Raw genomic sequence first — 26,082 nt, 5'->3', positions numbered from 1 at the left:
TAAAAAGACTTGGCTTCTGCCAAGTCGATTTGGTGATAAATTGGTTACAATTCCATTTCAATATCCGCTTTAAAACCATTTCCTTCACTTGTGTCGATTTTCATCCGGCCGTCAAGCGCCCGGACGCGCTCCTTAATGCCCGAAAGCCCCATGCTCATCGACTGTCCGCCGCCTTCTTCCTGATTGCACCCGACCCCGTCATCTTCATAATGCAGAATCACTTTATTTTGAATGCTGATCAGCATAATCAGCACCTCATTGGCCTGTGAATGCTTCATGGCATTCGAAAGAAATTCCTGAATGATGCGGTACAAATTCAGCTGCGTATCCAAATCCAGCGCCGCCGTAAACCGGCCCGTATTCAGACGGATATGAAACGGCGCACGCTCCTGCTGCTGTGCGGCAAGCTTGGATACCGCCTTGACCAGACCCAAATCATACAGCAGCTGAGGCCGAAGCTCATGGCACGTCTCCCGGGTCATCAAAATAACATCCGACATCTGCTCATTCATCTGATGAAGCTTGTCCTGCACCTCTAACTGGCAAGGCTCTTCTCTTTTAAAATCAGCCAGAAACAGCTCACACTGGCGCTTCAAAGAAATCAAATCCTGCAGCACCGAATCATGCAGATCACGGGCCAGATCCGACCGTTGCTTTTCCTCGATCGTAAACATCAGCTTTTTGAGCCAGACCGGGTTTGAGCCTTGTTGTTTCAGGTTTTGAAGGTGATCCATAAGTTCCTCAATTTGCAAAACGTTTTCCATCGATACACTGGTATAAAATGATAACGTCTTCAGCCATGAAGTCTCATCCATTGTAAGTTTCGGTGTATTTATGCTTGATAAACAAAGCAAAACATAAGAACTTGTTCCTCTCTCGCCAATTTTCATGAGGAACCCTTGATTAATCTCAATGATTTTGCCGATTTCCGAATTGACCTTTTCAAATTTGTCTTTATAGGGATACCAATTTGGTTCTGTACTTTGTTTGTCAAAATACACAATTTCTCCGCCAGAACTAATTTCAAATATATAAGCTTTGCTTACTGGCAAAACATCTAAAATCGTCGCTTTAAGATGTGTGAAAACTTGGTTCAAGACTGACACACTTTTAATCAATTGTGTGTATTTAAAAATACTGTCTTGATAATTATACTTTTCTGAGAAACGCTTTAAGCGGAACTTATAGTCCAGCACTTCTTTAAAATAAAAAACAGAAAGCATAATCAGAAAAACAAACAAGGTAATTTGAAAAGTATTAAAATCTCTATTTTTGTTCATAAACACAACAAAAACCCAAACGATTCCAATTGTAGGGATAACCGCTAATAAACAATAATAACGCAGGCGCCCCAGCAAAAAATCAATATTATATATCTTATTAACAACAAACTGATATACCAGCGCTAACGGTATAAGCAAAAGAAAAGGTGCAGTGATTACCGCACTATATACATATTGCCCAAAGATCACAAGAGGAACAATATATAATAAAGTAAAAGGTAAGAATGCAATGGTATTAGATACTAATAATACTTTTAACAAATAAGCAAAATCTTTTTTTCTATGCTTTATTTGATAAAGTATAAGACATACATAAACCACCATCATTTCAAATAAAAAAGTTAAGAGATTAAGGCTTGTAATCACATTATACTTTATATGTTTCTCAAAAAGTTCACATATGATATTCACTAAAGGCAAATTATATAAAATTAGAATATAAATCCCTCGTGAAAATTTCACATTTAATTCTTTAAAATATTGATACAGGAAATTAAGATACAAAACAGGCACTGCTAAAAATGTATAAAGATTAATGTAACGATTTATAGGGTAACCCCTTGTCACTCCTCCGGCACTTAAATAAGCAATAGATATACATAGCAAAAAACAAATCAGAATATATGCCGATATGCTGTCTTTCTTTAAGTTAACTCTAAAGATGTAAAAAATACATATTAAACTTAGTAAATAAAAAATACTTGGTACAATATATGAAAAGAAACTGTACGGGCTATCTAAATAGATAAATTCAAAGTCATCTAATTTAATTAACTTATCATTACGCTCAACTTTTAATTGTCTAACTTTAGCTAGGTAAGAGCCATAAATATTTTCTTTATTTGGTTTATGTCCATTTATTTCAACAATTTTGTCTCCAATTTCCAACCCCATTAATCTTCCATAGGAGGACCTTGTCATATCAACGACTTTCAGTTCTTGATTAGAAACTTGAACGACATTGGTACCTATAATTATTCCATTTTGAGTATAATATATTACAAAAGTAAAATAGAAAATACTAAACAATAATAAGGCAACCGAAAAAAACTTTAAAAACTTCTTCAAAATACCATGGTTCACTTGTTTTTTAAGTACGCCAAGCAGGATCATCATTCCCTATTTTAAATTTATTGTTAAAGATTTTAATAATATCAGGAATAAGCGAGTCAGGAATACTTATTAAGCTCACTTCTCCCCTTCCTAGCTTTTCCACAACCTCTGGATTTCTCATTAAAAAATTTACGATGTCTTGGTTCATAATGGTGCGCCCTCATTCAATGATTTATAGTTGAAAAATTCAAGTTTAATATTGAGTTTGTTTAATTCAGTCATTATTTTATCCTCGTATACTCTGATCATAACCGAAACATATTGAGTCACTCCGGCCTCCCAAAGTTTTTGTTTAAATGAGTTTATATCAGATAGCAATAATTGATACTCCCTGTTTGAATTCATTATATTGAGGATTGATACTGACATCGGATTAAATTTTCGTTTTAAGTATAATAAAACTAAATTATTTCTTTTTTTGTTAATATCACTGCGTTCACTATTAAACAGCCCGTGATAATCATTCTCTATTTGTTTCACAATCCCCATAAAATAGGAATAATTCTCAACAGTTTTGTTATACTCTCCACACGCAAGCATAGTTCCTAAAACACATGGCATCGCAATAAGTGAACCTGATTTATGTTTTATCATTGCGAGACATTCTTCTTCCGTTTCAGCCGAATTCTTTAGATCATCATGCTGCCCTTGCATAGCCTCTAATGCATAATTTAAAGCCAACCGAGAAAAATCAGAAACTGTACAAAGAGAATGAATGAACTGTATACTAACTGTATAGAGAGTAGTTGAGGCATTTAACGATACTGAGCGATCTATTTTCATCCAAAGAGCACTTCCATTGTCCTCATCTTCATGATCATCTAAAATATCAAATGATAAGATTAACAATTCAATTCCTGCAGCCAACATCTCTATTTCTTTGAGATTTTCTCCTTGAAATGCTATGTAATGCTGATATGCCAGGTTTCCAAAAAGGAAGGATTCTTTGGTTTCAATAAAAGAGCATAGCAGACTGATCAAATCTGAATTGTAAAGATTATCATTTACAATTTCCTTCATCTTCTCTTTAATCGTTTCGGCATCTAAACACATTTGCTCAATAATTGTCTTCACCCTCCCATTCTATTTTACTAAATGCAGGTGATGAAAGACAGCGGGTTTTTGTTTTTTTAACAATCGTATAATACTTTATCCATGAAATGGGTGAAAAATGCACAAAAAAAAGACTTGTTTCCAAGTCTTTTTAAGAAATTTTCATTGCATATGAGAATTTATCGAGCTGATCAATGCTTTTGTTAATGTTTCGTAAAGAGTCGGTTGTTTCTCTGATATCATTTTCAAGTCGGAATAATAATTGCTTTACTTCTTCTAATTTCTTTTCCACCGTTTCCACACTCCTTTTTTTGAAAGATCAATGAATTGTGTATGGTGAACGAGTCCTAGGTATTTGATCTGTTACTAATAGTGTAAACGTTTTTGCGGGATTTTTCACCGAAAAGTATGTGTAAAAGTATCTGCGTGACACCGCAAACCTCGATAATCCTATAGTCCCGAATAGAGCATTTAACGAACAGGACTATATAACTATGATAAAGGCAGACGTTTGGGATGAAGCAGATCAATTTTGTGGTTCTGCTGTTTTTTTAACGGTTTTCCGACAAACTGACAAGGACTATAGTCCCCGTCGTCGCAATTTCAAAACAGAATGGGCGAACAGCGTCGCATATCCACCGACAAACACCGAAAAGACCGCAACCCCCGCATTGTGGTCTTTTTGCATGTCATAACTCGTTATCACGCGGCCTATACTCATATATAACGAATGTCATCTCAGGAAGGAGGCCGCCGCATGCATTATGTGTATCTATGCTGCCCTGTTTTCGCCGTGCCGTACCGCAATCCTGCGCCTGCTCCCCAGGCTTCCGCAAATATTTTGACAGCGTCCGCAAAAGACGCTGCGGGCATGCTGGAGGATGCCCGCCTGCTTCTTGCGCGGCTGTCGGCGTCAAAAGAGCTTGCGCGCCGCATCCTCACCGCAGCGGAATCATCTGACGCCGCAGCGGTCAAGCGGCTCATTAAGCAGACCGGCATCAAAAATGACTTTGACGTGACATTTAATCCCGACGGCATCCGCGTCAGTCTGATCAGGGAGCAAAGCCGGTTCATCATCGCCCTCAGGTGGTCGGCTTAAAGCATCAATCCACGATAAGCTGCCGGCACCATTCAATTGCCTGCAAGTAACATTCATACGCTGCTTCTTTGTCCAGTTCTTTTCCCCATTCGTCACAGTCCCAGTTGTTGCATTCAATGGCTTTGACGAGCCCGAGCATCTTATAATAATCGTTTTCATAACCGAGCAGCGCCTGTCCGACTTCATCAATTAAAGGCAGTTCTTTGACGATATCCTCCAGCTCCCTGTGGAGAAGCGTATCGATGAGTGAAAACATGCCGATCAGCATGTAGGAAGCGGGCTGCGGTCTTCCGGTCCTTTTCGCAAGCAGTTCGCACAGCTTAGCCCTGATTAAGGAAATCTTAATGATTTCTTTTTGGCTTGAGTGGCTTTTCGCCGTTAAATCTCTGAATGAAAGAATGTAAATCAAGCGCTTAATCTCATTCAGCCCAAGCATCATGATGGCCTGCCGGATGCTGTCTATCTTTTTTTTCAGCCTTGTCTGCGATCCGTTTAAAAAACGCAGAATCTGATACGATAATGTAACGTCCTGTTCTATGTATTCCGTCACGCGCTCTATATCGGGCTGGTCTTGGTTTAATTCGTTTAAAAGCTGGTAGTAAGAATGAAAATGAAACGTCAGATCATTCCCGCTGATGACACGCGGTTCACTGAAAAAATATCCTTGAAACAGGTGAAAGCCGTCGATGGCTGCCTGTTTGTAATCTTTTCTTGTCTCCACTTTTTCCGCTAAATAAATCAGACTTTTACAGCTGTACGTCTGAATGATTTTTTTGCGTTCCAGACGCGAGGATTGCAAAAAGTCGATTTTTAAAATATCAATATATTTCATCAGCTGTTCCAATAATTCTTCATTTGCCGGATTGATGGCGTAAAAATCATCAAGTGCTAATGTATATCCTAATTTCTTCAGCTGTCTGCATCTTGAGATCAGAGCCGGAGTGATCGGTATGTCCTCAAGAATTTCGATAATGAGCTGGTCAGGATCAAAGGAGGTAGGGAGATCTGAAAACATCAGGCTTTCTGTAAAATTCACAAAGCAGCGTTTTCCCTCAGTCAGTTTTTCGATTCCGATGTTGATAAAGCTGTTAATAATGAGATCAGTCGTAGCTTTATCTCCGTCTGCGGCCGAATAACGGTTCTCTTCGCTCTCCCGGTAAAGAAGTTCATAAGCAACAACCTGTTCATTCCTGTTGAAGATAGGCTGTCTGGCAACAAACACCTTCATTCATTTACCCCCTTAGATGCGGCCTTCGAACATAAGTATATCAAATAATTTGACGAATTTTGTCTAAATGTGAAAAATATTATCGCAAACAAAAAGCCTTTCCAGAGAAAGGAAAGGCTGCTTTGTCTTCTATTCAAGTTCCCGTTTCAGCTTGCTTTTGATCTCATGAATCCGCTGCATCTTGTTGCTCCAGCAGTCTTCGCTTAAATCAACCGGATATTCTTCCGGCTTGCTGATCCGTTTGTATTCCTCCCACAGAAGTTTGAGGTTATCCTGCACGTATTGCTGGATGTCGGTAATTTCGGGATTATCATAGCATAAAACCCCGTTTTCAAAAATCGGCTCATGCAGGTCTTTCGCATAGAAATCAGTGACGAATTTGCTGACGAACGTGTGAACGGGATGGAACATTTTTAAACGTTTCTGGTCATTTACCCGCTCGTCATAAAGAGCGATATAATCCCCTTCCGAGTGGTGGTTCAGCTTGTTGATAATCCGGTATACTTTCTTTCTTCCCGGCGTTGTCACTTTTTCAGGGTTCGACGAAATCTTGATGGTGTCGGTCAGTTTGCCGTTCTCTTCAATGGCGACAAGCTTGTAAACCGCGCCGAGGGCCGGCTGATCGTATGCGGTAATCAGCTTTGTGCCGACTCCCCATGTATCGATTTTCGCTCCCTGCGATTTCAGATTTAATATCGTGTGCTCATCAAGATCGCTTGAAGCAATGACCTTTGCGTCTTTGAAACCCGCTTCATCAAGCATTTCACGCGCTTTTTTTGACAGGTACGCCAAGTCCCCGCTGTCTAAGCGGATGCCGATGAAGTTGATCCGGTCGCCGAATTCTTTCGCGACTTTAATCGCATTCGGCATGCCTGAACGGATCGTATCGTACGTATCGACGAGGAACACGCAGTCTCTGTGCGTCTCCGCATATTTCTTAAAAGCCGTGTACTCATCGCGGTACGCTTGTACGAGTGCATGAGCGTGCGTGCCGGATACCGGAATATTAAAACGCTTGCCGGCTCTTACATTACTCGTCGCGCTGAAGCCGCCGATCAGAGCCGCTCTCGCTCCCCACATAGCCGCATCCATTTCATGGGCGCGCCGCGTTCCGAATTCAAGGGCGTCTTCATCACCGACTACTCCTTTAATGCGGGCCGCTTTCGTGGCGATTAATGTTTGGTAATTCACAATGTTAAGCAGAGCCGTCTCAATCAGCTGCGCTTCAATGAGGGGCGCTTCAACCCGCATAATCGGTTCGTTGTTAAAGACGAGCTCTCCTTCTTTCATGCTGTAAAGAGATCCGGTAAACGACAGATCCCGCAAATAATCAATGAAATCATCAGCATAGTGCAATTCCGTTTTTAAATAGTTCAGATCGCTGTCAGTAAACTTGAAGTTCTCCAAGTATTCGATTGCTTTTTCTAAGCCCGCAAATACCGCATAGCCGTTTTCAAAAGGAAGCTTTCTGAAAAAAAGTTCAAAAATTGCTTTTTTCTCATGAATGCCGTCTCTCCAGTACGTTTCGGCCATATTAATTTGATAAAGATCTGTATGTAAAGACAAACTGTCGTCTTTAAAACCATGCTCCACCAAAATTGTTTTCCCCTTCCTTACTCTGCCACTTGCGCTCCGATGCTGTTCTTAAAATGGGACAGCGCCCATTCATGCCCTTCCGGATTAAAGCTTGCCACAGCGTTTTGATGAATGACGATCTGAAAGCCCTTGTTGTAGGCGTCAACCGCCGTGTGAAGAACGCAGATGTCGGTGCACAGGCCCGCAAGATGCAGTTCAGTGATCTGCCGTTCCCGCAGTTTCAGCTCTAAATCCGTTCCAGCAAAAGCAGAATATCTCGATTTTTCCATGTAGCTTACGTTTTTTGCGTGTTTATGTTTCTCATAAAGAGGCGAGAGCTTTCCGTACAGCTCTTTGCCCTCCGTGCCGTTGATATTATGCGGAGGAAACAGGCGTGTTTCCGGATGAAAGTCATCGTCTGCATCATGTGAATCTACCGCAAAGACAACGTAATCACCATTTTCTATAAATGCTTGCGTCAAACTGACAATCTTATCCTCAATTTGCCTTGCAGGTTCTCCGCAGGTTAATGCTCCGTTCTCTGCTGCAAAATCATTCGTATAATCAATGCAAATAAATGCTTTTTTCATAGCCGGCCTCCCCGCCATTCATATGAAAACCATTATATCCTATCTCCACTTGTAAGTGAATTGGCATTATAAAATGACACTTGCTTTTCTAAGATTTCAGGAGTGAGCGCTTGAAAATGTCATCCTGAACGTAAATGCCGTCAAGGTTCACCGCATGATCGGCGGCAAATACCAGGCCGAGCGGCGTTTCGAATTGAAGATCCGAGATCACGGAGCTTCGGACACCTTCCAGTGCGGCAAGCTTCATATAGGGTGAATAAGCATGATACGGGAGCCTTCCGTTTATATAGAGCACCGCATCTTTTCGTTTTTTCAGCGCCTGTTTCACTTCTTCATACGGCTTCTTTTACAGCACCTGCCCCTTCGTCAGGGCAATGATGACCCGTTCACGCAGCGAGCCTAAAAATAAATGCCGTTCATCCGGTTTCGTCTGCAGAGGGCCGTACATACCCTGCTGTAAATAAAGGTCAACCGTTTTGTCGCTCATCGGCCTTCCCTCCTCAGCTTGTTTTACAATTATCGCCCCGGACGGGACGCGGTAAACCGTCTTCGTTACATTTCAGCGACCCAATGGGAGATCTTTCCTGAGAGCTCTCCGGCGGGCTCTTCATCTATCAGCTTGCTGAATGATTGTAAAAGCCGCTGCGCCAGCGCCTTTTTCTCTTCCTCATAGGAAATGATCGTGCTCCACTCAAGTTCCGGAACGGCTACGAGGGTATGCTGTTCTTTTTTATTTTCATGCAGATACACGTCGCCGATCATTCCGGACTGAACGGTAATATTCGCTTTTCTGATTTTCATAAAAATTCCCCTTTTATAAAAGACTGATTCTATTATACTACAAAAAAGCGACAGCCTCCTAAAGGAGGCTGTCACGCGTTAAACCAATCAGGTTCATCAAACAGATCAATGTCTTCAAAGCGCGTTTTGCTGAATTTATTAGTGACTTTGACAAAATCTCCGGAATGAAACGCCCCTGACCCCGCGCCTGAGTGGTCAACGGCTTTGGGAGAAATGGCAAACACGTCACCGAAGCTCGCCGCAGCATCTCCGGCTAAGCTCATAATATAAATCGGTCCCACAATTGCAGGCATACCCACACCTCCGCTTTTCTTTACAGCAGTTTATGCGCTGCGTCTGGAGTTGTGCCCGTTTTTATTTCGGCTTGCGGCTGTCTTCCAACTTCGATCGCTGACGAAGTTTGATAAGCCGGACGATATTTAAGACGAAGGCTTTTAAGACCGCGTAAACCGGCACGGCCAGAATCATTGCGAGAATACCTCCGAAACTGCCCGCTCCGATAAGCAGAAGAATAATGGTGAGCGGGTGGGTATTGAGCCGCTTCCCGATAACAAGCGGAGAAAGCAGGTTTCCGTCAAGCTGCTGGACGACAACGACAACAATCACGGCAAACAGCGCCTTAGCCGGAGAATCCATAAACGCGATAATGACCGCCGGTGCCGCCCCGAGAAACGGTCCCAGGTACGGAATGATATTGGTGACGGCGATCACCATCCCGAGAATTAACGCATACGGCAGGCCGATGATCCAATAACCGATAAAGCATGCCGTTCCGACAAAGAGACAAATCAGCAGCTGGCCTTGGAAATATGCGGCCAATGTGACATATAAGTCGTTAAATATTTTCCGGCCCTCCGCACGGTAGGAAGAAGGCAGAATTTTAACCGCCAAAAGCGGAAAACGCCGGCCGTCCTTCAGCATATAAAACAGAATGAACGGAACGGTGATCACGACAAGCGTAATATTCGTAACGACGCCGAACACGGCCGACAGGCTTGCCGTAATATTTTGCGGAAGACTTTGTAAAAATCCCGTCAGAGACTGCCGGATTTTTTCTATCGACACATAATCCTGCGTCATCATCCACGTAAACCATTTGGAATGGGATAATTGTGTAATCAAGCTTTGAATCTGATTAATGTAATCAGGGAAATTGTTAATCAGCCCCGTGACCTGAGAAGCTACGATCGGTCCGATTGCGGTGAACATAAAGGCGATCAGGCCGATGAAAACGAGATAAATGAGCAGGATCGCCAATGTTCGGGGGATTTTTTTCTCTAGCAGGCGCACGATCGGATTAAAAATGAAAAACAAAATGCCCGAGATCAAAATCGGAAAAAACAGAGTAGTGATGAAACCGAAAAACGGCTGAAAAATAAACGAGACTTTCGTTGATACGTAAATAATGAGCAAAACGAGCAAAATTTGCAGCGTCCAAAAATGGACCTTTGATTTCAACAAGCGGTTTCCTCCTATTGTCATGTGAACTTGTACTGTGATTGTACCAAAAAAAGGTGCCGTGCATCTATGTATCTCAAAAAAGAAGACGCACCGGGGTTCTGTAAGGGCCGCCTCCGGTCTGCGCCTTATCCTGGGCTGTTACACACGTTCGGTATAATCAGGCATGACAGAAACCACATGGCGGTTCCTGATATATAATACGCGGTCATGCGTTTCTTCAATGGCGATATGATCCGGAGCGGCATCAATCAGCCGTCCCCTGACAATCCGTCTGACGGTTTGAATGATAAACCTTGAGCCGATAAGCTTATGGATGGTCTGATAAACGTAAGGATCTACTAACGAGACGAGTTGCGGGCTTCCTTGATGGGCCATTTTCGCTGATCCCCTTTACTATGTTTTCCTTCATCATATGCAGCGGACAAAGGCTTTGACACAGTACGTCTATCGGAGGGGAAAAGGTGTTAGTGAGTTTGCGGGGTTATGTAAAGCGGAAAAGGCCGCATGAGTGGCCTAGACTGAGCTTCTTATGGGATATTGGGCTTGGTCAATTAACTGATCAAGCTTTTGGATTTGTTTGAGCGCGGCCGTGTGATCCATTTGGCGGTAATGATGATGTCCGCCAGGTTCTTCATCGAGTTCGTCCGCTTGTTTCACGATTTGCTGGAGCGTATTCTTGTCCAGTTCGCCTTCAGGCAGATAGGAATCGGTGTGGAGCAGAATCGCCAGCGCAATGTCTTTCGCCGCTTTCGGTTCTTCACCGAGCCGGATGAGCAGCTTATGCGCCCGTTCCGCGCCTTTTATGGCATGGATATCGTTTCTTCTGTACTTTTCATAGTCCCATTTGCCGTCTGTGTACCATTCGTAATGGCCGACATCATGCAGTAAAGCCGCTTTCGCCGCAAGATCGGGACTGACACCCGCTTTTACGGCAAGACGGTATGCATGAAACGCGCAGGCAATCGCATGGGCGACACCGGAGCGCTGTAAATACTTTTGTGCGATTGGATGGGTGAAGACATCCATTAACGTTACATTTCTCATGGAAACCCCTCCTTAATTATATTTTTAGAATCCTAACATAAATCGAGAAGAAACTCAATTCATCTGATACATTTCTTATACCCCTTACACGGTGTTTCATTCATAATATGCCGCCAGGCGCCGAAGTGATTGTACAAACAAAAAAAGAGCAGCGTAAAAGCTGCTCTACAAAAACTCTTTAATATCGTACATCCGTCCGTTTTCCGGCTCACCCGCGATCAGTGAGTGAATGACACTGGCGATGTATTCCGGGCTTCTGAGGTTTTTCGTTTCTTTCAGATTGCGGAACCGCTCGATGTCATGGAAATCTTCTTTTGACGAAGAACGGATGACAGCCTGCATGTCTGTATCCATCACTCCCGGCGAGAATGATATCATGCGGACCGGCAGCTCTTCATCTTCCTGTTCGAACCCGAATGTTTTCGTAAACATATCAAGTCCCGCTTTTGAGCTGCAATACGCGCTCCATCCTTTATAGGGATTTTTCGCCGCGCCAGATGTGATGTTGACAATTGTTTTGCTGCCGCTGAACGCTTCGAAACGCTTTGTGAACATTTGGCTGAGCAAAACGGGCGCCGTCAGATTAAGGGTGTAGTGGCGGTTCAATTCTTCCGCGGAAGCCTCTTTCGCCCGCTTGATCGGCTCCACCATTCCGGCATTATTGATCAGTGTGACGGCGGAATACCGCTTCTTCTCAGCTTGATCAAGAATCGCCTTCATCTGCCGCTCTGTATCTGCCAGATCAGTTAAATCAACACTGTATTCTGTCAGTCCCTCACGCTTTTCCCCGCTTATCGTTCTTGAAAGCGCGGCGACTTCGGCTCCTTCTTGCAGCGCCTGTTCCGTCAGCGCCCGTCCCAATCCTTTTGACGCGCCTGTTATAAGAAAAAACTGCATGAAACTCCTCCTTTTTTTCTTATTTTACGGGCTGTCTTCCCGCAAACACAAGCGATCCGTTTACCGCTTTGCCTTTTCCTGCGCCGTGACCTTCGGAATCAGATAGATCATTGCGGCAATGCCGAGGAGGATCAAGACGGCATAAATGACAGGCAGCAGAAAGGAAGTCTTTTTCTCATCCGTTTCCATGTCTGCTGAGGTGTGCCGCACGGCAGGCTCGGCAAATGTGATACCCAGTTTTTTCGATTGCGCTTTGATCGTATTCGGCTCCGTTTCTGACGATGTAAACAAATTTGATATCAGTTTTTCATCCGGGTTTTCTGCCGGCTGATCGAACGTGATGTCCTTCTGTTCTTTCGGAAGCGCCGTTTTTTCCTCGGAATAGGCATCGTCATGAAGATAATCCGTACGAATTTCAATGTCCTTCTTTTCATATTCATTCGGCTTGACATCAGTATTGTCCTCATTCGCGGCTGCGGCATGCGGGAGGAAAAGGAGAAAGGAGAGAGCAAACAGCAAAACTCCTTTTTCCACGATTGTGTTACGCCTCATAAGACTGATCACTTTCCTCCGTTTTTTCCGCAAGCAGCCGAATGATGAGCGGAAGCGCCGCCGCAATCAGCGTAATGATCGCAAGAACCGTTATGCCCATCGCAAACAGATGGCCCGTTCCGTATTGAATATCGATATACACTTTCGATACCGGGCTGTCAAAGCTGAAGTTCGGCATAATCAGGTCGATCAAAGGCGCCACATAAAAGAGAATGAGCGCTGATGATGCGATCCATCCGGTGATTGAGCCAAAGACAAAGGCTGCCCGGATGAAAGCTGAACTCGCCGCAAGCAGGAGAATCGTAAAGACTGACCATTTAATCGTCTGATCGTCCGGAAGCGAGTAGATATTCAGACCGAACAGACTGATCATCAGTCCGACCATTATGTTTAAAATCCCAAAGAGCGCGCCTTTGACAAGAAGCGGCGCCTGCTGGTAATACGAGCTGAAATAGCCGATCAGAAGACTGCTGATCAGAACGATTACCAAAATGACGACCGGCGGAACATTCTGAACCCGGTCTTCCGGCACCTCTCCGCTGATTTTAAGCGGATTGGCGAGATAATCGTAAACATATCCGTTTTCCTGTCCGTCAACGAGCGCGTTCCCTAAAATGCCGTACACGTCATTTCTGATCAATTTCGTGGAATCGACGTTTTTGCCCCAGTTGCTGTTCAGGGTGTCCGCTTTATGCTGGACGTCATTTACGCTTTGCTGCATATTGTCGGTATAGCTGATGATGCCGGACTGGCGTTCTGACAGATGGCCCATCGTGTCAGACATTTGCAGCACTTCGCGGCCGACGGTATCCTGAGCGCCGAGCGCCATCGTTCCGGTTAATCCGTCTCCGCTGAATGCGGCCGCTTCCTGCACAGCGCCTTCTGCCAGCTGATCGGATGCTTTAGCCGCGCTGTCTGAAATGCTGGCGAGCTCATTGAGCACTCCGGCTTGTTCATCTCTGATATACGAGCTGTAGTTATCCGAGAATTCGGTCATGCCTTTAATGAAATTGCTGATGTCTTCATCTGTCTGCATCTTATTGTTTTTCAAGTTTTCCCAGCTTGCCGTTTCTTCCGGTTTGATGGAGAGAACGGTTTGGACTTCGCCTTGCTGGGCTTTCAGCACCCTGTTTTTCACATCAGGCAGCGAGCCTGCGTCAAGCGAGTGATAGAGTGTTGCCTCATACAAAGATAAATCATTATAGTAACTCATTAAATCGGATATCTCTGTTGTATTGATGTCAGCGGCAAACATCTGTTCAAGAGCAGATTTGCGGCCGCTATCCAATGACGGGTAGTTCAGAATGTTCTGTTCTGTTTTTACAATCATTCTGTAAATGGTATTGAAGTCTTGTTTTCTCTTTTCTTTTGATTCTTCCAGCTGCTCACGTAATTTGTCCGCTCGTTTTTTCGCGTCACCAATTCGGTCTTTAAGGCCTTGGATTTCTTCATCAAGAGCATCGAGACGTTTTTTCAGCTCTTCATTATGAGTCTGCTGTTTCTCTTCCAGCTCTTTTTCAATTTGCTGAAGGCGCTCTGCGGCTTGGTTCAGCCTTTCTTTCGCGTCAGAAACTCCCGTGCCGCTGTCTCCTTCTGAATCGTTTGAATCATCCGCCGGCTCAACAGCAGGCGGAGTGACGTTTTTAGCGGCCGATGCGGTTTGGACGGTTTTTGGCTCTTCGCCGCCAGTGTTATCGGAATCAGGCTGCTGATCTTTTGTGCCGTCTTCCGTTTTTCCGTCTTCTCCGGGAGCCGTTCCGTTATTCGGATCGATACCTCCGGGTTTTTCACCGTCATCGCCTTGGCCCGGTTTTTCAGGGTCAGGATTTTCTTTTTCCGGTTCTTTTAATCCGTCTGAAATTTGATTGATTTCAGCGGAGATGCGTTTTAATTCGTCACGCTGATCGTCAAGGTCAATTTTCAGATCACCGGGTTTTTCTTCTTCCGGTTTTTCTTCTTCTTTCGGTTCATCTGAGCCGTCATCCCCCGGATCATTTTCCGGAACGGTTAATGCCTGCCGATCCCTTTTCATCAGGGTTTGGATGCTGTTCAGTGTTTCAAATCTTGCTTGAGCTTTATATTGAGTCAAATAATTGTCCAGTAAATTGGATTGAATATTTGCCATCCCGCGTTCCTGATCAGGCACCTGCGCTTCTCTCACCTGCTGGGCGGCAGACAGAGCCGCTCCTGTCTGGTCAAGCTGTGTCTGCGCCTGGTTTATGCCTGAAGACAGCCCGCTCATCATGGCGCTGAACTGATTGGCGGCCTGCTGTGCTTTAATGGCGTTCAGGCCGGTTGTAATTTGCTTTTGATTTTGTTCCTGCGCGGCCATCAGCAGTTTTTTCTGATTTTCCTGATATTGTTTATAGCGCTCAACCGTATCGGCAAAGTCTTTGAGCGTGTTTTTGGCTTCATCTGCCGAAGTCAATTTTTCTTTGGCCGCGCCTTGGGCTTCATTCATTGATTTTTTCAGTTCGTCAATCAGGTCTTTTTGCCGTTTGATTTCACCCGCCAAGTCATTTGAGCTCGGCTTGTAAAAGTTGTACATGACGTTTTGAAATTCTGATTCTTTATTGACGATCTTGTCAAAATCGCCTCTGACATTGTTCACTTTTTGTGAGACGAAATTCCAATACAATGCCGACATTTTTTTATTCATTGATTTTTGGGCGTCTTCAAGCTCACGCTGCACTTTTTCTTTGTTGACGGCGTTCAGGCTGCTTTGAATATTGAATGTCAGCGTGGCTTTTTGCGGACGCTCTTTGTCATAGCTTAAAATGTCTTTTGAAAAATCGGATGGAATGTAAACGACGGCGTCATACTTCTTAGCCGCCAGACCGTTTTCAGCCGCGCTCCTGTTGACAACCGTCCAGGAATAATCCGGACGGCCGCCGAGAGCCGCCGCCACTTCTTTTCCGAAATGGACGGATTCCTGCCCCTCATTTTCATCTGTTTGTAAGCCCATGTCTTCATTCACGACTGCGATTTGGCGGGTGGCATTGATTTTTTGTTTTCCCGGGTCATCGCCGATAAATCGGAAAAACAGCACCGGCAGCACCAGAATGATAACGACCGCGGCTATTAATTTGATCAGGCTTTTTCGTTGTTCTGTCATCTGACGGCCTCCCTTTCCGCTGAACATAGAGGTATTTGGATTTTTTGCTCCTTCCCGTTTTCAACCAAATAGCCGAAGCCCGGCTGAATGTCCGGTTCCTGCCTTTGGTAAGGCAGCGGAATGACGTTTTGTTCGGATTTTTTCACAAGCAGCATCGCGTGGCGGATCTGTTTCATTTCCGTCGTTAAGGAATCATAGCCTTTTGAGAATTCGCTGTGATTGCCCGCCGGGATAAAACTGAAGCCGACATGCGCGTAAGATTTCATAAACATCGCCAGCTTGTCCTGAATGGCGGTGTCGATTGTCTGCTGGAATCTTGTAATGCCGTCGGCCATTAACACGATCGGAGAGAAACTGAGTTTGTGCATATCACCATTTTTAACGGCCTGTGCATACTGGGCTTCACGCTCCGTGAATATGGCTTCAGCAGATTCGATCCACTGCTGTATGTCTTCTTTTGTGTCCAGATAACTGACCTTTGTTTCCTGCGCATATTGCGACAGTCCGCGGTCAATTGAGTCAAACAGTCCGATCTTTTCAGTTCCTTCACGCAGCAGGTGATTCAGCATGACTTTCAGGATGTTTGTTTTCCCCCGCTGTGTCTGTCCTAAAATGAGGCAATGTTTATATTTACCCAGATCAAAGTACACGGGGCTGACCTTTTCCTCATGCAGCCCGACAGGAATTCGGAACGGTTCCTGACCCGGTTCGAGACGGAGCGAAAATTCGCCGGCCGTCAGCATGTCCGGGAGCATTGGAATCGGTTTTGGACCGGCTGTTCCGGCATGGCGAACAGCTAAAGCTTTGACATCGTCTTTCAGCGCTTGGAACATCTCGAGGTCATTTTCCGCTTCTGCCGGAAGAAACATTTGCGCGAAATACAGTTCTTCTTTTTGGATCATGACGCGGCCCGGAATCGGTTCGAGACTGAACGGCGGACGCCCGTAAATAGAGTATCCTTCTGACTGATCCATTAAATAATGAACGACTTTCGTTTTTAAGTTGTTTAACAGCGACTGGCGGACGGCGTTTACCCTCGTTGCGGTCAGCAGGAAGTAAATGCCTAAACTTTGCCCGTCGCGTGAAATCTGGATGAACTCCGTTTCCAATTCATGCATTTCGTCTTTGACGATATCGAAATTATCAATTGTGATAAAAATGAATGGCAGCTCTTCTTCACTGAGCGAATTGTACATTTTTATATGGCTGACTTCTTTTTCTCTGAACAGCCGTTTCCGCAGCTCGATTTCTTCCTTGATGCGGATCATGAATTTTTCAATTTTTCTCATTTGATCCATTAAGAAATAATCTGCGGTGTGCGGAAGCTTTGCCAATGGCAGAAGCGTTCCGTTTCCGAAATCAAAGATATACATATGAAGCTCTTGTGGCGTGTATCCTTCCGCGAAGTTCATCAGGAACGTGATGGCAGAAACTGACTTGCCGTAGCCGGATGAGCCGAAAATACCGATGTTGCCGTCATCCATCATCGTATAAGCGAGAGGCGCCTGTCTTTGCTGATCAGGCTCATCCACGCAGGCGATGAAGAAGCGGTCTTTTTCCTTCGCAGGATAAAGCGTGCGCGGAATACGTTCGGCAAGCGGCGGCAGCCAAGGGCTCGGCAGCTTTTCAATGCCCATTTCTTTTTGAATCCGCTCGATTTCTTCGACTACGGCCTCTATTTCTGCCGGGGCGTCTTTTTTCGCCGCATCATCCGTCTCGACCTCAGACAGCGGAATTAAGCCGGTATCGGTAACGATGGCAATGTCATCCTCGGTGCCGTATACATCTTCCATGTAAGGGGCACCGCTCCAGGCAGACTGGAACTGCTCATACACTTCATTATTTCCGACTTGCAAATAGCCGCGTCCGGTGACGGTAATATTCGCCGCATCACTGTTTTTCAGGATTTCTTTACTGTCGCTTGCATCCTGCACTTTCAGCGCGACCTTAAAGCGTGAGTTGCTCCATATCTGGTCGTCAATGATGCCGCCCGGCTTTTGCGTGGCGAGGATTAAATGCACACCGAGGCTCCGCCCGATGCGCGCCGCGCTGACAAGCTCCCTGATAAATTCAGGCTCTTCGCTTTTGAGCTCGGCGAATTCATCTGAAATCAAAAACAGGTGCGGCATCGGAATATCCGTTTCTCCCTGTTTATACAGCTTTGTATAGTCATTGATGTGATTGACGCGGTATTGATCAAACAGCCGCTGCCGTTTTTTCAGCTCGCTTTTGATGGAGGCAAGCGCCCTGATACTGAAGTTTCTGCTTCCTTCGATGTTCGTGATGGTTCCGAGAAGGTGCGGCATCTTGCGGAACGGCTGCGCCATTCCTCCGCCCTTATAGTCAATCAGCAAAAACGCCGCTTCATGCGGGTGGAAATGAACGGCCAATGACAGAATATACGTTTGCAGAAATTCACTTTTCCCGGAGCCGGTCGTTCCCGCCAGCAATCCGTGCGGCCCGTGGGCTTTTTCATGCAGGTTTAAATGCACGATATCGTCTTTTCCCTTGTAGCCGATCGGAACAGCCAGCGATTTAGCAGACTCACTTGTCTCCCACTTCTGCCTGATGCCGATTTCTTTTACTTCCTTCGCATGAAACAGTTCCAAAAATGAGACCGTTTCAGGAATGGAATTCGTCATTCCGACCTGATGGTGCAATGTCCGAAGCGTCCGGGAAAACCGCTCGTTGTCTGTCCGTTCATGCCTGTCCAGCTTAAACGGGATCTGCACCGCTTTTTTCTTCTGAATGAGAATGTCGCCCTCATCCTCATTAATGTAGCGGACGAGGGTGTGAATGTTTTCTGCCAGGCTTTCCTTCGTTTCCGCGGCAATGATCGCCGAGATGCCGAGATGCTCATGCCGGCCTTCGATATATTCTAAAATGACGTGCTCTGCAATCAGCTGCTGATTTGTGATGACAAAAACAAAATGCGGCTGGAAGATCTTTTTTTCTTTCTCGTCTTCCAAATCCCGTTCCCGCAGCAGCTCATAAATGGACGATAACAATTGATCGCGCGTCTGTTCATTATATATAAACCCTTTCGCATACATATGAGGCAGCTGAAATTGCGGCAGCCACTTCATCCATTCCCAATCCTTATATTCCTCTTCATGAAAGATAAAGACAAACCGCAGGTCATGGTAGCTGTTGAAGAAAGCGAGCTGGCCGATCAGCTGATGAATTTCATTTTTGACGATCTGGGGTTTCCCGACGAGCCCCATCGGCCCTTCTTGTAAATCAACGGTCACGGGCGCATGGCGGATATCTTTATATACACGCTGCATGTGCTGCGACTGCTCCATCAAATCATCGACATCACGGTTCGCCAGGTCTCCGCCGCTCATCGAAATCTCGTAGCTTGCCGGAACCGTGCCCGTTCCGAGCCGGAGCATCAGGAAATCCCTGCTTTCCAGCGATTTCTCCCAAATGCGGCCGCTGATTTCAGAGGTTAAATATTTCATTTTTTCAAACGGGGGAAAGTGATGCGTCAGCACTTGCAATTGTTTTTCCGAAAGCGTCTGAAGCTCTTTCCGTTTGTTTTCTAAATATTGCTTGTACACACGCTCCCGCTTTTCCTCCCGTTTTTTCCGCTGCGTTTTTTCTCGGAAATACTGCACGGTGGACGTAATGAGAGTCATCATAAACATCGCCAAAGAGACGAGAATGAAAATACCCCTCGGCTGTATAATGGCGACAACCCCCATTACAATCAGCATGACCACAGGAGGCAGAATGACGAGCCACAGCCCCCGGTTATTCTGTTCGCTTTCCTGCGAAGGGAAACTGAATGACACGCGGTCTTCGGGAAGATCGTAGACCATCCGCGGCGTTCTTCGATATTGCGGGTATTTCTTTTTCATTTCGGTGCTTGGCTTTAACGTTTTGATTAAGCCGCTTTGAAACGGTTCGTGATGAATGACTTCTAAAAGGTCATCCTCGGTCAGCCTCACACGCAGAAAATTCCACAGCAGCTCATCTCCCGTCCGAAGCTTTTCAGGAGCTTTTGTGAGCTCTCCGTTCAGATAAACTTCCCGGCCGCCAGGAACAACAGACCAGCTTCCTCCCGCTTTTCGCAGATAAAAATCGCCTGTTTGAGCGGACGACGGCTCTTTGTATATATCCGCTTCCTCTGTTGCTGATGAGAAAACGATCTCGTCCTTCCCGCCGATAAAGTAAACGGAGGATTCTTCCTGATCAGGAGTGAGAAGAAGCCGCAGCGTCTCTTCTTCAATCCGGCCGGGCATTTCATTTCCTATTGTCAATTCGCCGGCACAGTTATTTCCCAGGAAAACTTCGTAACGATCTGTTTCCTTACGATAAAGGGTTGCGGCAGGCTGCCGTAACGGCAGTGTGCCGAACGTGATCGTATCCTTTATTTCCGGGCCGATCGTAATCGGCTGAGACGGCGGGAGTTCAGACAGCTGAATCTTTTGTACGTGCTCCCGGTAAAAGACCCATAACAGACTCATATGGCGAACCTCCTGACTGCCTGATCGTTATTTACGGCCAGTTGATATACGCTGTTATTTTTTTTCATCTTTTTTCTCATCTTTCTTGTCGCTCTCTTTGTTATCCTTTGCTTCGTCCTTTTTGCCGTCTTTATCCTGTCCTGCGGAAGCTTCAGCGGTGTTTTCGTCCGCTTCTTTGTTTTGCTCTTCCTGCTCTTTTTTCGCCTTCTCCAGCTCGCTTTCCACAGCGTCCAGTTCTTTCTGCTTTTCGTCGTCTTTCATACTGTCGTCCGCCAATAATTGCTGCTTATATTTTGTAAGCCCGAGCCATATATACGGGTTGTACTCAAGATTGCGGCCGATATTGATGGCTTCTTCATTTTCCCCTCGGCCGATATCAATCCAATATAGGAAGTGCTTCGGATCAGATTGCAGAGTGACCAGATTTCCGATGTTTTTCCGCTGTTCTTCCCTCAGATTTTCAACTGCCACATAAGAGGAAGCAAGCTCGTACTGCACAGATTCCGGGAGGCTTTCCGCATCGTATTTAGCGAGTGTGTCAATGACTTTGCTGTACTGCTGATTTAAAAAATAGCGGTTGCTTTCGGTGATTGCCTCTTGCTTCGGCTGGGCGAAAAACAGTGCGTACAAGGAATACAGAAGTGCCGGCACAAGGAGGACGGCTAGCGCCAGTCCGGCGTATCTTTGGATTTTCCATTTCTTTTTCGGCAGTTTTATGTATGTCTTGTCCCTTGCTTCGAGGGAATCGATTACGGTTAGAATTGTTTCTTCCAGTTCTTCAAACGTTTCCGCTTCTAACACGCTTTTTACCTCGGGAGTGAATTGAAGCGTCTCCTTGTACTTCAAATATTCTTCGAAGGTGAAAGCCCCGTCAGCCGCAAGCGCCGCACATGCTTTGAGCTCTTTTAACACCCTTTCTCTGTCTTCCTCATAAGGCGGGAGGCTCTCCTTTACGCCGTAATGAAGAAAGTAAGGTGTCAGCGCTTTATCAAACACGATATTCTCCGGGGCGGCAATCAGATTGAGCCGTTTCAGCTTATGCTGTTTCACGGCTTGAACGAGACGGTAGGCAAATTGCCACCTGCTTTTTTTATCTTTTCCTTTTATATAGCGGAAAGCCTGGTAAGAAGAAGGGGGTCTGATCGTTATGGTTACTTCGTCTTCTGAGACTGAAACCTCTTTTTGAAAAAAAGGATCGGCCTCTTTAATCACGTTTGCTTCCAGCCCGTCAAGAAGTTTGACTTTTTCCCGCTGGAAGGTGAACGTGAAGCCTGATTCGGTTTCTTCCCGGACGGCGTCCAGTTCTGTTTCTAAATAAGATCTGTTATGACCTGTCATTCCACCATGTCCTCTCATAAAATTTCAAGGCGGTCTCCGTTCGTAATGCCGCAGTCAGATAATTTTTGCTCTCCGGAAAAAACCGTTTCTTTATTGACCACTCTGATCCAATAGCCTTCACGCGGCGGAACGGATACTTGCTGAGCCTGCCGGGCAATATCAATGACTTTTTTCACAGAATGGTAATCTGACAATCTGAGATCGAAGACGCTGCCGTTATAATGTGTTAAATCTATTGTAATATCGATATACATATTCATATCACCCTTACATAGAAAGAGCGCCGTCTTCTTGATTGAATCAGGCGCTCCGTTCTTCATTCATCTTATTATCCGCGAATTTGGTTAGCGATATCTTGGTCAGTAGACTCAAGCGTATTTGCCGTTTGATCGAGCTGATGATTCACATCTTGAAGCAATTCAGACATTTTAATAAATGAAGGTTTCAGCTGCTCATATTGATCCGCGAATGCTTCACTTGAAGCACCTTCCCACATGCCTTTCAAATCAGAAATCATGCGGTTCAGGCGGTCAACCTGATTCATGACTTCCTGACTTTCAACGCCATATTGCTTAGCCATCGCTCTTAGCTCTTCGGGTGTGACACGAATTAATCCAGACATATTCCTTATACCCTCCTGTGTCATCAGCCTAAATATGGGCTAATTCACTTATTTTTTGAACGTCATTATTATAAAAACAACAATTCGGCACAGTCAAACAAATCTGTTTTAATTTTACAAAATGAGTCTTATGATATATTGGATTTTTCGTTATATTTACACATTTTGTAAATATAATAGTATGATTATCTTATTCTTTTCCATTTTTTCAAATGATCCTATTTTCCTACTCCGCTTCCGTTCAAAGATGCCTTTCAGTCTGAAAAACAAGATGGTAAGATCAAGATATGAAGCTATGAAAAAGTAGGGATACAGATGACCAATCCAAAAGATCCATTTAAGTACAGTTTCGACAGGCTTGAAGATGTAGCCGACCATATCAGCGAGGTCCTTCAATGCCCCATTACAATAGAAGACGTTAATCATAAACTGCTTGCATACAGCACGCACAGCGATTGTACAGATCCGGCCCGGACGTCGACGATTATCGGGCGGAGGGTGCCTGAAAAAGTCATCAACAAACTGTGGAAAGACGGAACCATTCCGGCCCTTTTAAAAACGGACCAGCCGATCAAAGTGAAAGAAATTGACGAGGTAGGCCTGAGCAACCGCGTGGCGATTTCCATCTGGAAAAACAGTCAGGTTCTCGGATTTATTTGGGCGCTTGAGATCAAAAAAAAGCTCAATGACGAGGACCTGAAGACGCTTCAGCTGGCAGCCAAAGCGGTGCGGAACAAGCTTTTGCACCTGCAGATCCGCAAAACGAAAATCGAAGAGCGGGGCCAGGAGTTTTTTTGGAAAATGCTGACCGGCCATATTTATCAGGAAGCCGAGATGGCCGAAGGATTTCATAAGCTCGGAATGGCGCTGCCGTCCGTATTCAGCGTCATGATCATCCGTTTGCATGAGGAGCTGACTGAAAAGACGGAACAGCAGCTGCAATATTTGCAGGAAACGACACAGCAGATACATGTCATGCTGGCGACTGTCGATTCAAATGAATTAATCCTACTAGCTGCGCCGAAAACTGATCAGCCTTTTAAAGATTTAAAGCATTTCGCCCTCCATGTTCAAAAACAGCTGAAAGAACGATATAAAATTGAGGATGCGTCGATTGCTTTCGGCGGTATTTACGAATCGATTTCTTACGTTTACCGCTCCTACCAGGAAGCGCTCTCCGTATTAAAAGCGAAAGAACGGTTTGTGAGAGAAACCAAACACCTTTTCAGTTTTTCTGAACTCGGCATTTATCAGTACCTTGATGTGTTGGATGAAAAACGCAAGCACAGCGGCTATATGAACTATTCCCTGTCAAAACTTGAGCAGTATGACAGAGAGCATCAGGCCGATATGGTAAAAACGCTCGAACATTTCATTGATGCCGACAGCAACGTCAACACCGCTGCTAAAGCGCTTAACATTCATGTCAATACATTGAATTACAGGCTGAAAAGAATCAGCCAGATCGCAGAAATCGACTTAAAAAACGTGAATGAAAAGTTTACGATTTACCTTGATATCAAGCTTCGCAGCATGGGTTCGTGAAATTTCACAAATCCGTGTTTTTTTATTTTCTGTTTCAAACAAAGAATTTTCGCAAAAATCGCGCTACACTTGAAGCATCACACAAACATTGGGGGAAACAGACATGATTATCGGGGTTCCAAAAGAAATCAAAAACAATGAAAATCGAGTGGCATTAACACCTGGAGGCGTTTCACAGCTTATCGGAAACGGCCATCGGGTTCTTGTGGAATCCGGAGCGGGACTCGGAAGCGGTTTTACTAATGAAGATTATGTATCTGCAGGCGCGGAAATTCTGGAGGACAGACAGCAAGTATGGGATGCGGAAATGGTCATGAAGGTAAAAGAACCGCTGGCTGAGGAGTATGCGTATTTCCGTCAAGGCCTGATCTTATTCACTTACCTTCATTTAGCTGCAGAGCCGGAATTAGCTAAAGCGCTTACAGAAAAAGGCGTGACAGCTATTGCGTATGAAACGGTAACGGACGGACGTTCACTTCCGCTGCTTACGCCGATGTCTGAAGTGGCCGGAAGAATGGCCGCTCAGATCGGTGCTCAGTTCCTTGAAAAACCAAAGGGCGGAAAAGGAATTTTATTAGCCGGCGTACCGGGTGTATCCCGCGGGAAAGTCACGATCATCGGAGGGGGCGGCGTCGGAACAAATGCCGCGAAAATGGCTGTCGGACTCGGTGCCGATGTGACGATGATCGATTTGAACGCAGACCGCCTGCGTCAGCTTGATGATATTTTCGGGCATCAGATTAAAACACTGATCTCAAACCCTGTAAATATTGCAGACTCTGTCGCGGAAGCTGATCTTCTGATCTGCGCCGTACTCATCCCGGGAGCCAAAGCGCCGACTCTCGTTACCGAAGAAATGGTCAAACAGATGAAACCGGGTTCCGTCATTGTTGATGTTGCCATTGATCAGGGCGGCATTGTGGAAACCGTTGATCATATTACAACACACGATAATCCGACTTACGAAAAACACGGCGTCGTTCATTACGCTGTCGCCAATATGCCGGGCGCCGTACCGCGTACATCTACGCTCGCATTAACGAATGTGACCGTTCCTTATGCGCTTGAAATCGCCAATAAAGGCGCGGCGAAAGCCATTGCCGAGAGCCCGGCGCTTAAAGCGGGGCTGAATACGGCTAACGGACATGTCACGTATGAAGCGGTAGCCAAAGACTTAGGCTATGACTACGTGCCTGCTGAAAAAGCGATGCAAGGTTCAGCTGCAAAAGCTTAATAGATATGAAGAGGACAGCCTGATCAGCGGGCTGTCCTTTTTTCTTTCTCATAAAAGGAAAAACGGACACCTGTCTCGAATATCAATTCATATCCCGGAAGAAAAAGGAGGATTCATATGGCTGTTCAGCACTATGGTGTATTAAAAGGCACTGTGTTAGATATGAGAAGGGAAACAGATGATGATTCTCCGCATTTTCAAGTCGAGGTGCTAGGCGAGCCTGATACGCACTATCGCTGTGCGATCAATGTCATGTCAAGTTCACAAGAATCAGAGGTTCTGTATGCGGCGCGCGATCATTTTGACGCAAGCGCGATCACCCTGCTGCCGAACATACCGTATGGGTACACCCCAATTGATGAAACGAGCCGTGAGCTGGCGCTGGATTATGTCCGCGGCGGATTGTTTGATCCCCGGAACATGGTGCCGCTCCCGCATGAAGTCACCGGGCCTGATAATGACTTAAATGATTTTATTGAGACGTATATGCAAAAAGCCAAATCTGAAAAAGCCGCCGTCTATATTTACGGCTCTAAATTCGGACCGGAGCCGGGCGCTGATAAGATTTTCGGATTCAAACCGACAAACGGCATGCATAATATTCATATGAATCAGGGAAATCCAATTGACACACGCTGGAAGAAGGATAACGGAACGTGGCACGACGGCGGTATTTTAATCCAGTTTGCAGACCAGTGGGCCGCGGTCTTTTTGGCTTTTCTGTCTCAGTCATGGTGCACGAATGAAGAAGGACACCCTTATACATTTTGTGATCATACACAGCTTAACAGCTGATATCCGTATAAAAAGCCTGCCGAAATAGCGGCAGGCTTTAATTTATTACATCTTAGCGGCTTCGGCCTGTTTCAGGCTTTCCGGCCTCATATCACGCCAGTTTGTTTCAATATATTCGAGACAAACGGAGCGGTTTTCATTCGTCAGGCGGGTTTCCCAGCCGTCCGGCACATCAAGATAGGCCGGCCACAGTGAGTACTGGCCTTCAGCATTGACCAGGACATGATATAAGCTGTCTTCCCGTTCAAATGGATTTGTCATAGCA

The 26,082-nt window shown here is 45.2% G+C and carries 24 protein-coding genes and 1 pseudogene; 4 read left to right on the top strand and 21 right to left on the bottom strand.

The features are described 5' to 3' along the window. Positions 1–44: 44 nt before the first annotated feature. The 4 genes from ACH32G_RS09415 to degQ all read right to left on the bottom strand — a co-directional run bounded on the left by ACH32G_RS09415 (position 45) and on the right by degQ (position 3,741). Positions 45–2,396: a sensor histidine kinase gene (locus ACH32G_RS09415; protein WP_448814251.1), complete on the bottom strand. Its 2,352-nt coding sequence runs from the start codon at positions 2,394–2,396 to the stop codon at positions 45–47. Then, a complete protein-coding gene (comX, locus tag ACH32G_RS09410; protein WP_045208751.1) occupies positions 2,374–2,544 on the bottom strand; it encodes a competence pheromone ComX in 171 nt (56 codons plus the stop codon). Before comX ends, ACH32G_RS09415 begins: the two co-directional genes overlap by 23 nt. Then, complete coding sequence (locus tag ACH32G_RS09405; protein WP_448814250.1) at positions 2,541–3,470, bottom strand: polyprenyl synthetase family protein; 930 nt, start codon at positions 3,468–3,470, stop codon at positions 2,541–2,543. The genes comX and ACH32G_RS09405 overlap by 4 nt, the downstream gene beginning before the upstream one ends. Before the next feature lie 130 nt (positions 3,471–3,600). Next, complete coding sequence (gene degQ, locus ACH32G_RS09400; RefSeq protein ID WP_013353398.1) at positions 3,601–3,741, bottom strand: degradation enzyme regulation protein DegQ; 141 nt, start codon at positions 3,739–3,741, stop codon at positions 3,601–3,603. 465 nt (positions 3,742–4,206) lie between these two features. Here degQ and ACH32G_RS09395 point away from each other — a divergent pair, with 465 nt between their 5' ends. Further along, positions 4,207–4,548 carry a hypothetical protein gene (locus ACH32G_RS09395; protein ID WP_448814249.1) on the top strand — a complete coding sequence of 114 codons (342 nt, stop codon included), beginning with the start codon at positions 4,207–4,209 and terminating at the stop codon, positions 4,546–4,548. Positions 4,549–4,552: 4 nt separating this feature from the next. Here the strand turns inward: ACH32G_RS09395 and ACH32G_RS09390 are convergent, their stop codons facing one another. The 16 genes and pseudogenes from ACH32G_RS09390 to ACH32G_RS09315 all read right to left on the bottom strand — a co-directional run bounded on the left by ACH32G_RS09390 (position 4,553) and on the right by ACH32G_RS09315 (position 22,243). Continuing rightward, the gene (locus tag ACH32G_RS09390) at positions 4,553–5,776 is read right to left on the bottom strand and encodes an EAL and HDOD domain-containing protein (RefSeq protein WP_016938113.1); all 1,224 of its coding nucleotides are present in this window, start codon (positions 5,774–5,776) and stop codon (positions 4,553–4,555) included. 129 nt (positions 5,777–5,905) lie between these two features. Then, entirely contained in the window at positions 5,906–7,372 is a 1,467-nt protein-coding gene (locus ACH32G_RS09385) for a nicotinate phosphoribosyltransferase (RefSeq protein WP_016938112.1), read from the bottom strand. A gap of 17 nt (positions 7,373–7,389) precedes the next feature. Further along, positions 7,390–7,941 (bottom strand): cysteine hydrolase family protein, encoded by a 552-nt coding sequence (locus ACH32G_RS09380; protein WP_016938111.1) that lies wholly within the window; start codon positions 7,939–7,941, stop codon positions 7,390–7,392. Positions 7,942–8,029: 88 nt separating this feature from the next. Continuing rightward, positions 8,030–8,428, bottom strand: a pseudogene (locus ACH32G_RS09375) (YueI family protein). 65 nt (positions 8,429–8,493) lie between these two features. After that, a complete protein-coding gene (locus ACH32G_RS09370; RefSeq protein WP_448814248.1) occupies positions 8,494–8,742 on the bottom strand; it encodes a YueH family protein in 249 nt (82 codons plus the stop codon). A gap of 71 nt (positions 8,743–8,813) precedes the next feature. Next, positions 8,814–9,035, bottom strand: coding sequence for a spore germination protein (locus tag ACH32G_RS09365; RefSeq protein ID WP_016938109.1), 222 nt, complete (start codon positions 9,033–9,035; stop codon positions 8,814–8,816). 61 nt (positions 9,036–9,096) lie between these two features. After that, positions 9,097–10,203: an AI-2E family transporter gene (locus ACH32G_RS09360; RefSeq protein WP_095241407.1), complete on the bottom strand. Its 1,107-nt coding sequence runs from the start codon at positions 10,201–10,203 to the stop codon at positions 9,097–9,099. A 138-nt stretch (positions 10,204–10,341) separates the two neighbouring features. Further along, a complete protein-coding gene (locus ACH32G_RS09355) occupies positions 10,342–10,578 on the bottom strand; it encodes a DUF2642 domain-containing protein (protein WP_016938107.1) in 237 nt (78 codons plus the stop codon). A gap of 138 nt (positions 10,579–10,716) precedes the next feature. After that, positions 10,717–11,247 (bottom strand): HD domain-containing protein, encoded by a 531-nt coding sequence (locus ACH32G_RS09350; RefSeq protein WP_007613450.1) that lies wholly within the window; start codon positions 11,245–11,247, stop codon positions 10,717–10,719. A 165-nt stretch (positions 11,248–11,412) separates the two neighbouring features. Continuing rightward, on the bottom strand, positions 11,413–12,144 hold the full coding sequence (locus ACH32G_RS09345) for a (S)-benzoin forming benzil reductase (protein WP_448814247.1): 732 nt from the start codon (positions 12,142–12,144) through the stop codon (positions 11,413–11,415). Between the two features lie 60 nt (positions 12,145–12,204). Further along, the gene (gene essA, locus ACH32G_RS09340; RefSeq protein ID WP_082083383.1) at positions 12,205–12,678 is read right to left on the bottom strand and encodes a type VII secretion protein EssA; all 474 of its coding nucleotides are present in this window, start codon (positions 12,676–12,678) and stop codon (positions 12,205–12,207) included. A 7-nt stretch (positions 12,679–12,685) separates the two neighbouring features. Beyond that, entirely contained in the window at positions 12,686–15,811 is a 3,126-nt protein-coding gene (gene esaA / locus ACH32G_RS09335; protein WP_448814246.1) for a type VII secretion protein EsaA, read from the bottom strand. Continuing rightward, positions 15,808–20,283, bottom strand: coding sequence for a type VII secretion protein EssC (essC, locus tag ACH32G_RS09330; RefSeq protein WP_448814245.1), 4,476 nt, complete (start codon positions 20,281–20,283; stop codon positions 15,808–15,810). Before essC ends, esaA begins: the two co-directional genes overlap by 4 nt. A gap of 54 nt (positions 20,284–20,337) precedes the next feature. Next, positions 20,338–21,621 carry a type VII secretion protein EssB gene (gene essB, locus ACH32G_RS09325; protein WP_366969726.1) on the bottom strand — a complete coding sequence of 428 codons (1,284 nt, stop codon included), beginning with the start codon at positions 21,619–21,621 and terminating at the stop codon, positions 20,338–20,340. A gap of 14 nt (positions 21,622–21,635) precedes the next feature. Continuing rightward, a complete protein-coding gene (locus tag ACH32G_RS09320; RefSeq protein WP_016938101.1) occupies positions 21,636–21,875 on the bottom strand; it encodes an EsaB/YukD family protein in 240 nt (79 codons plus the stop codon). 74 nt (positions 21,876–21,949) lie between these two features. Further along, positions 21,950–22,243: a WXG100 family type VII secretion target gene (locus ACH32G_RS09315; protein ID WP_003152013.1), complete on the bottom strand. Its 294-nt coding sequence runs from the start codon at positions 22,241–22,243 to the stop codon at positions 21,950–21,952. A gap of 315 nt (positions 22,244–22,558) precedes the next feature. On the opposite strand from ACH32G_RS09315, the gene ACH32G_RS09310 reads away from it, so the two are divergent. The 3 genes from ACH32G_RS09310 to ACH32G_RS09300 all read left to right on the top strand — a co-directional run bounded on the left by ACH32G_RS09310 (position 22,559) and on the right by ACH32G_RS09300 (position 25,817). Beyond that, positions 22,559–23,788 carry a PucR family transcriptional regulator gene (locus tag ACH32G_RS09310; RefSeq protein ID WP_198698077.1) on the top strand — a complete coding sequence of 410 codons (1,230 nt, stop codon included), beginning with the start codon at positions 22,559–22,561 and terminating at the stop codon, positions 23,786–23,788. A 103-nt stretch (positions 23,789–23,891) separates the two neighbouring features. Beyond that, positions 23,892–25,022, top strand: coding sequence for an alanine dehydrogenase (gene ald, locus ACH32G_RS09305; protein WP_049627275.1), 1,131 nt, complete (start codon positions 23,892–23,894; stop codon positions 25,020–25,022). A gap of 117 nt (positions 25,023–25,139) precedes the next feature. Further along, complete coding sequence (locus ACH32G_RS09300) at positions 25,140–25,817, top strand: DUF2278 family protein (protein WP_448814244.1); 678 nt, start codon at positions 25,140–25,142, stop codon at positions 25,815–25,817. A gap of 45 nt (positions 25,818–25,862) precedes the next feature. Here ACH32G_RS09300 and ACH32G_RS09295 read toward each other — a convergent pair whose 3' ends face one another. Beyond that, positions 25,863–26,078, bottom strand: a complete 216-nt coding sequence (locus tag ACH32G_RS09295) for an MbtH family protein (protein WP_045925859.1) — start codon at positions 26,076–26,078, stop codon at positions 25,863–25,865. Positions 26,079–26,082 lie beyond the last annotated feature (4 nt).

This window comes from Bacillus sp. CIS52, from assembly GCF_053545315.1.
Note: the sequence above shows the minus strand (reverse complement) of the source record. Positions and strands in the feature narration are given on the sequence as shown.

Coding starts and splice junctions, on each gene's coding strand:
- ACH32G_RS09365 (WP_016938109.1), bottom strand. CDS start 9,035: ATGCCTGCAATTGTGGGACCGATTTATATTATGAGCTTAGCCGGAGAT.
- ACH32G_RS09315 (WP_003152013.1), bottom strand. CDS start 22,243: ATGTCTGGATTAATTCGTGTCACACCCGAAGAGCTAAGAGCGATGGCT.
- ald (WP_049627275.1), top strand. CDS start 23,892: ATGATTATCGGGGTTCCAAAAGAAATCAAAAACAATGAAAATCGAGTG.
- ACH32G_RS09350 (WP_007613450.1), bottom strand. CDS start 11,247: ATGAGAAATGTAACGTTAATGGATGTCTTCACCCATCCAATCGCACAA.
- comX (WP_045208751.1), bottom strand. CDS start 2,544: ATGAACCAAGACATCGTAAATTTTTTAATGAGAAATCCAGAGGTTGTG.
- ACH32G_RS09295 (WP_045925859.1), bottom strand. CDS start 26,078: ATGACAAATCCATTTGAACGGGAAGACAGCTTATATCATGTCCTGGTC.
- essB (WP_366969726.1), bottom strand. CDS start 21,621: ATGACAGGTCATAACAGATCTTATTTAGAAACAGAACTGGACGCCGTC.
- ACH32G_RS09395 (WP_448814249.1), top strand. CDS start 4,207: ATGCATTATGTGTATCTATGCTGCCCTGTTTTCGCCGTGCCGTACCGC.
- ACH32G_RS09320 (WP_016938101.1), bottom strand. CDS start 21,875: ATGTATATCGATATTACAATAGATTTAACACATTATAACGGCAGCGTC.
- ACH32G_RS09390 (WP_016938113.1), bottom strand. CDS start 5,776: ATGAAGGTGTTTGTTGCCAGACAGCCTATCTTCAACAGGAATGAACAG.
- ACH32G_RS09345 (WP_448814247.1), bottom strand. CDS start 12,144: ATGCAGTTTTTTCTTATAACAGGCGCGTCAAAAGGATTGGGACGGGCG.
- ACH32G_RS09370 (WP_448814248.1), bottom strand. CDS start 8,742: ATGAAAATCAGAAAAGCGAATATTACCGTTCAGTCCGGAATGATCGGC.
- esaA (WP_448814246.1), bottom strand. CDS start 15,811: ATGACAGAACAACGAAAAAGCCTGATCAAATTAATAGCCGCGGTCGTT.
- ACH32G_RS09355 (WP_016938107.1), bottom strand. CDS start 10,578: ATGGCCCATCAAGGAAGCCCGCAACTCGTCTCGTTAGTAGATCCTTAC.
- ACH32G_RS09380 (WP_016938111.1), bottom strand. CDS start 7,941: ATGAAAAAAGCATTTATTTGCATTGATTATACGAATGATTTTGCAGCA.
- ACH32G_RS09415 (WP_448814251.1), bottom strand. CDS start 2,396: ATGATCCTGCTTGGCGTACTTAAAAAACAAGTGAACCATGGTATTTTG.
- ACH32G_RS09300 (WP_448814244.1), top strand. CDS start 25,140: ATGGCTGTTCAGCACTATGGTGTATTAAAAGGCACTGTGTTAGATATG.
- ACH32G_RS09310 (WP_198698077.1), top strand. CDS start 22,559: ATGACCAATCCAAAAGATCCATTTAAGTACAGTTTCGACAGGCTTGAA.
- essC (WP_448814245.1), bottom strand. CDS start 20,283: ATGAGTCTGTTATGGGTCTTTTACCGGGAGCACGTACAAAAGATTCAG.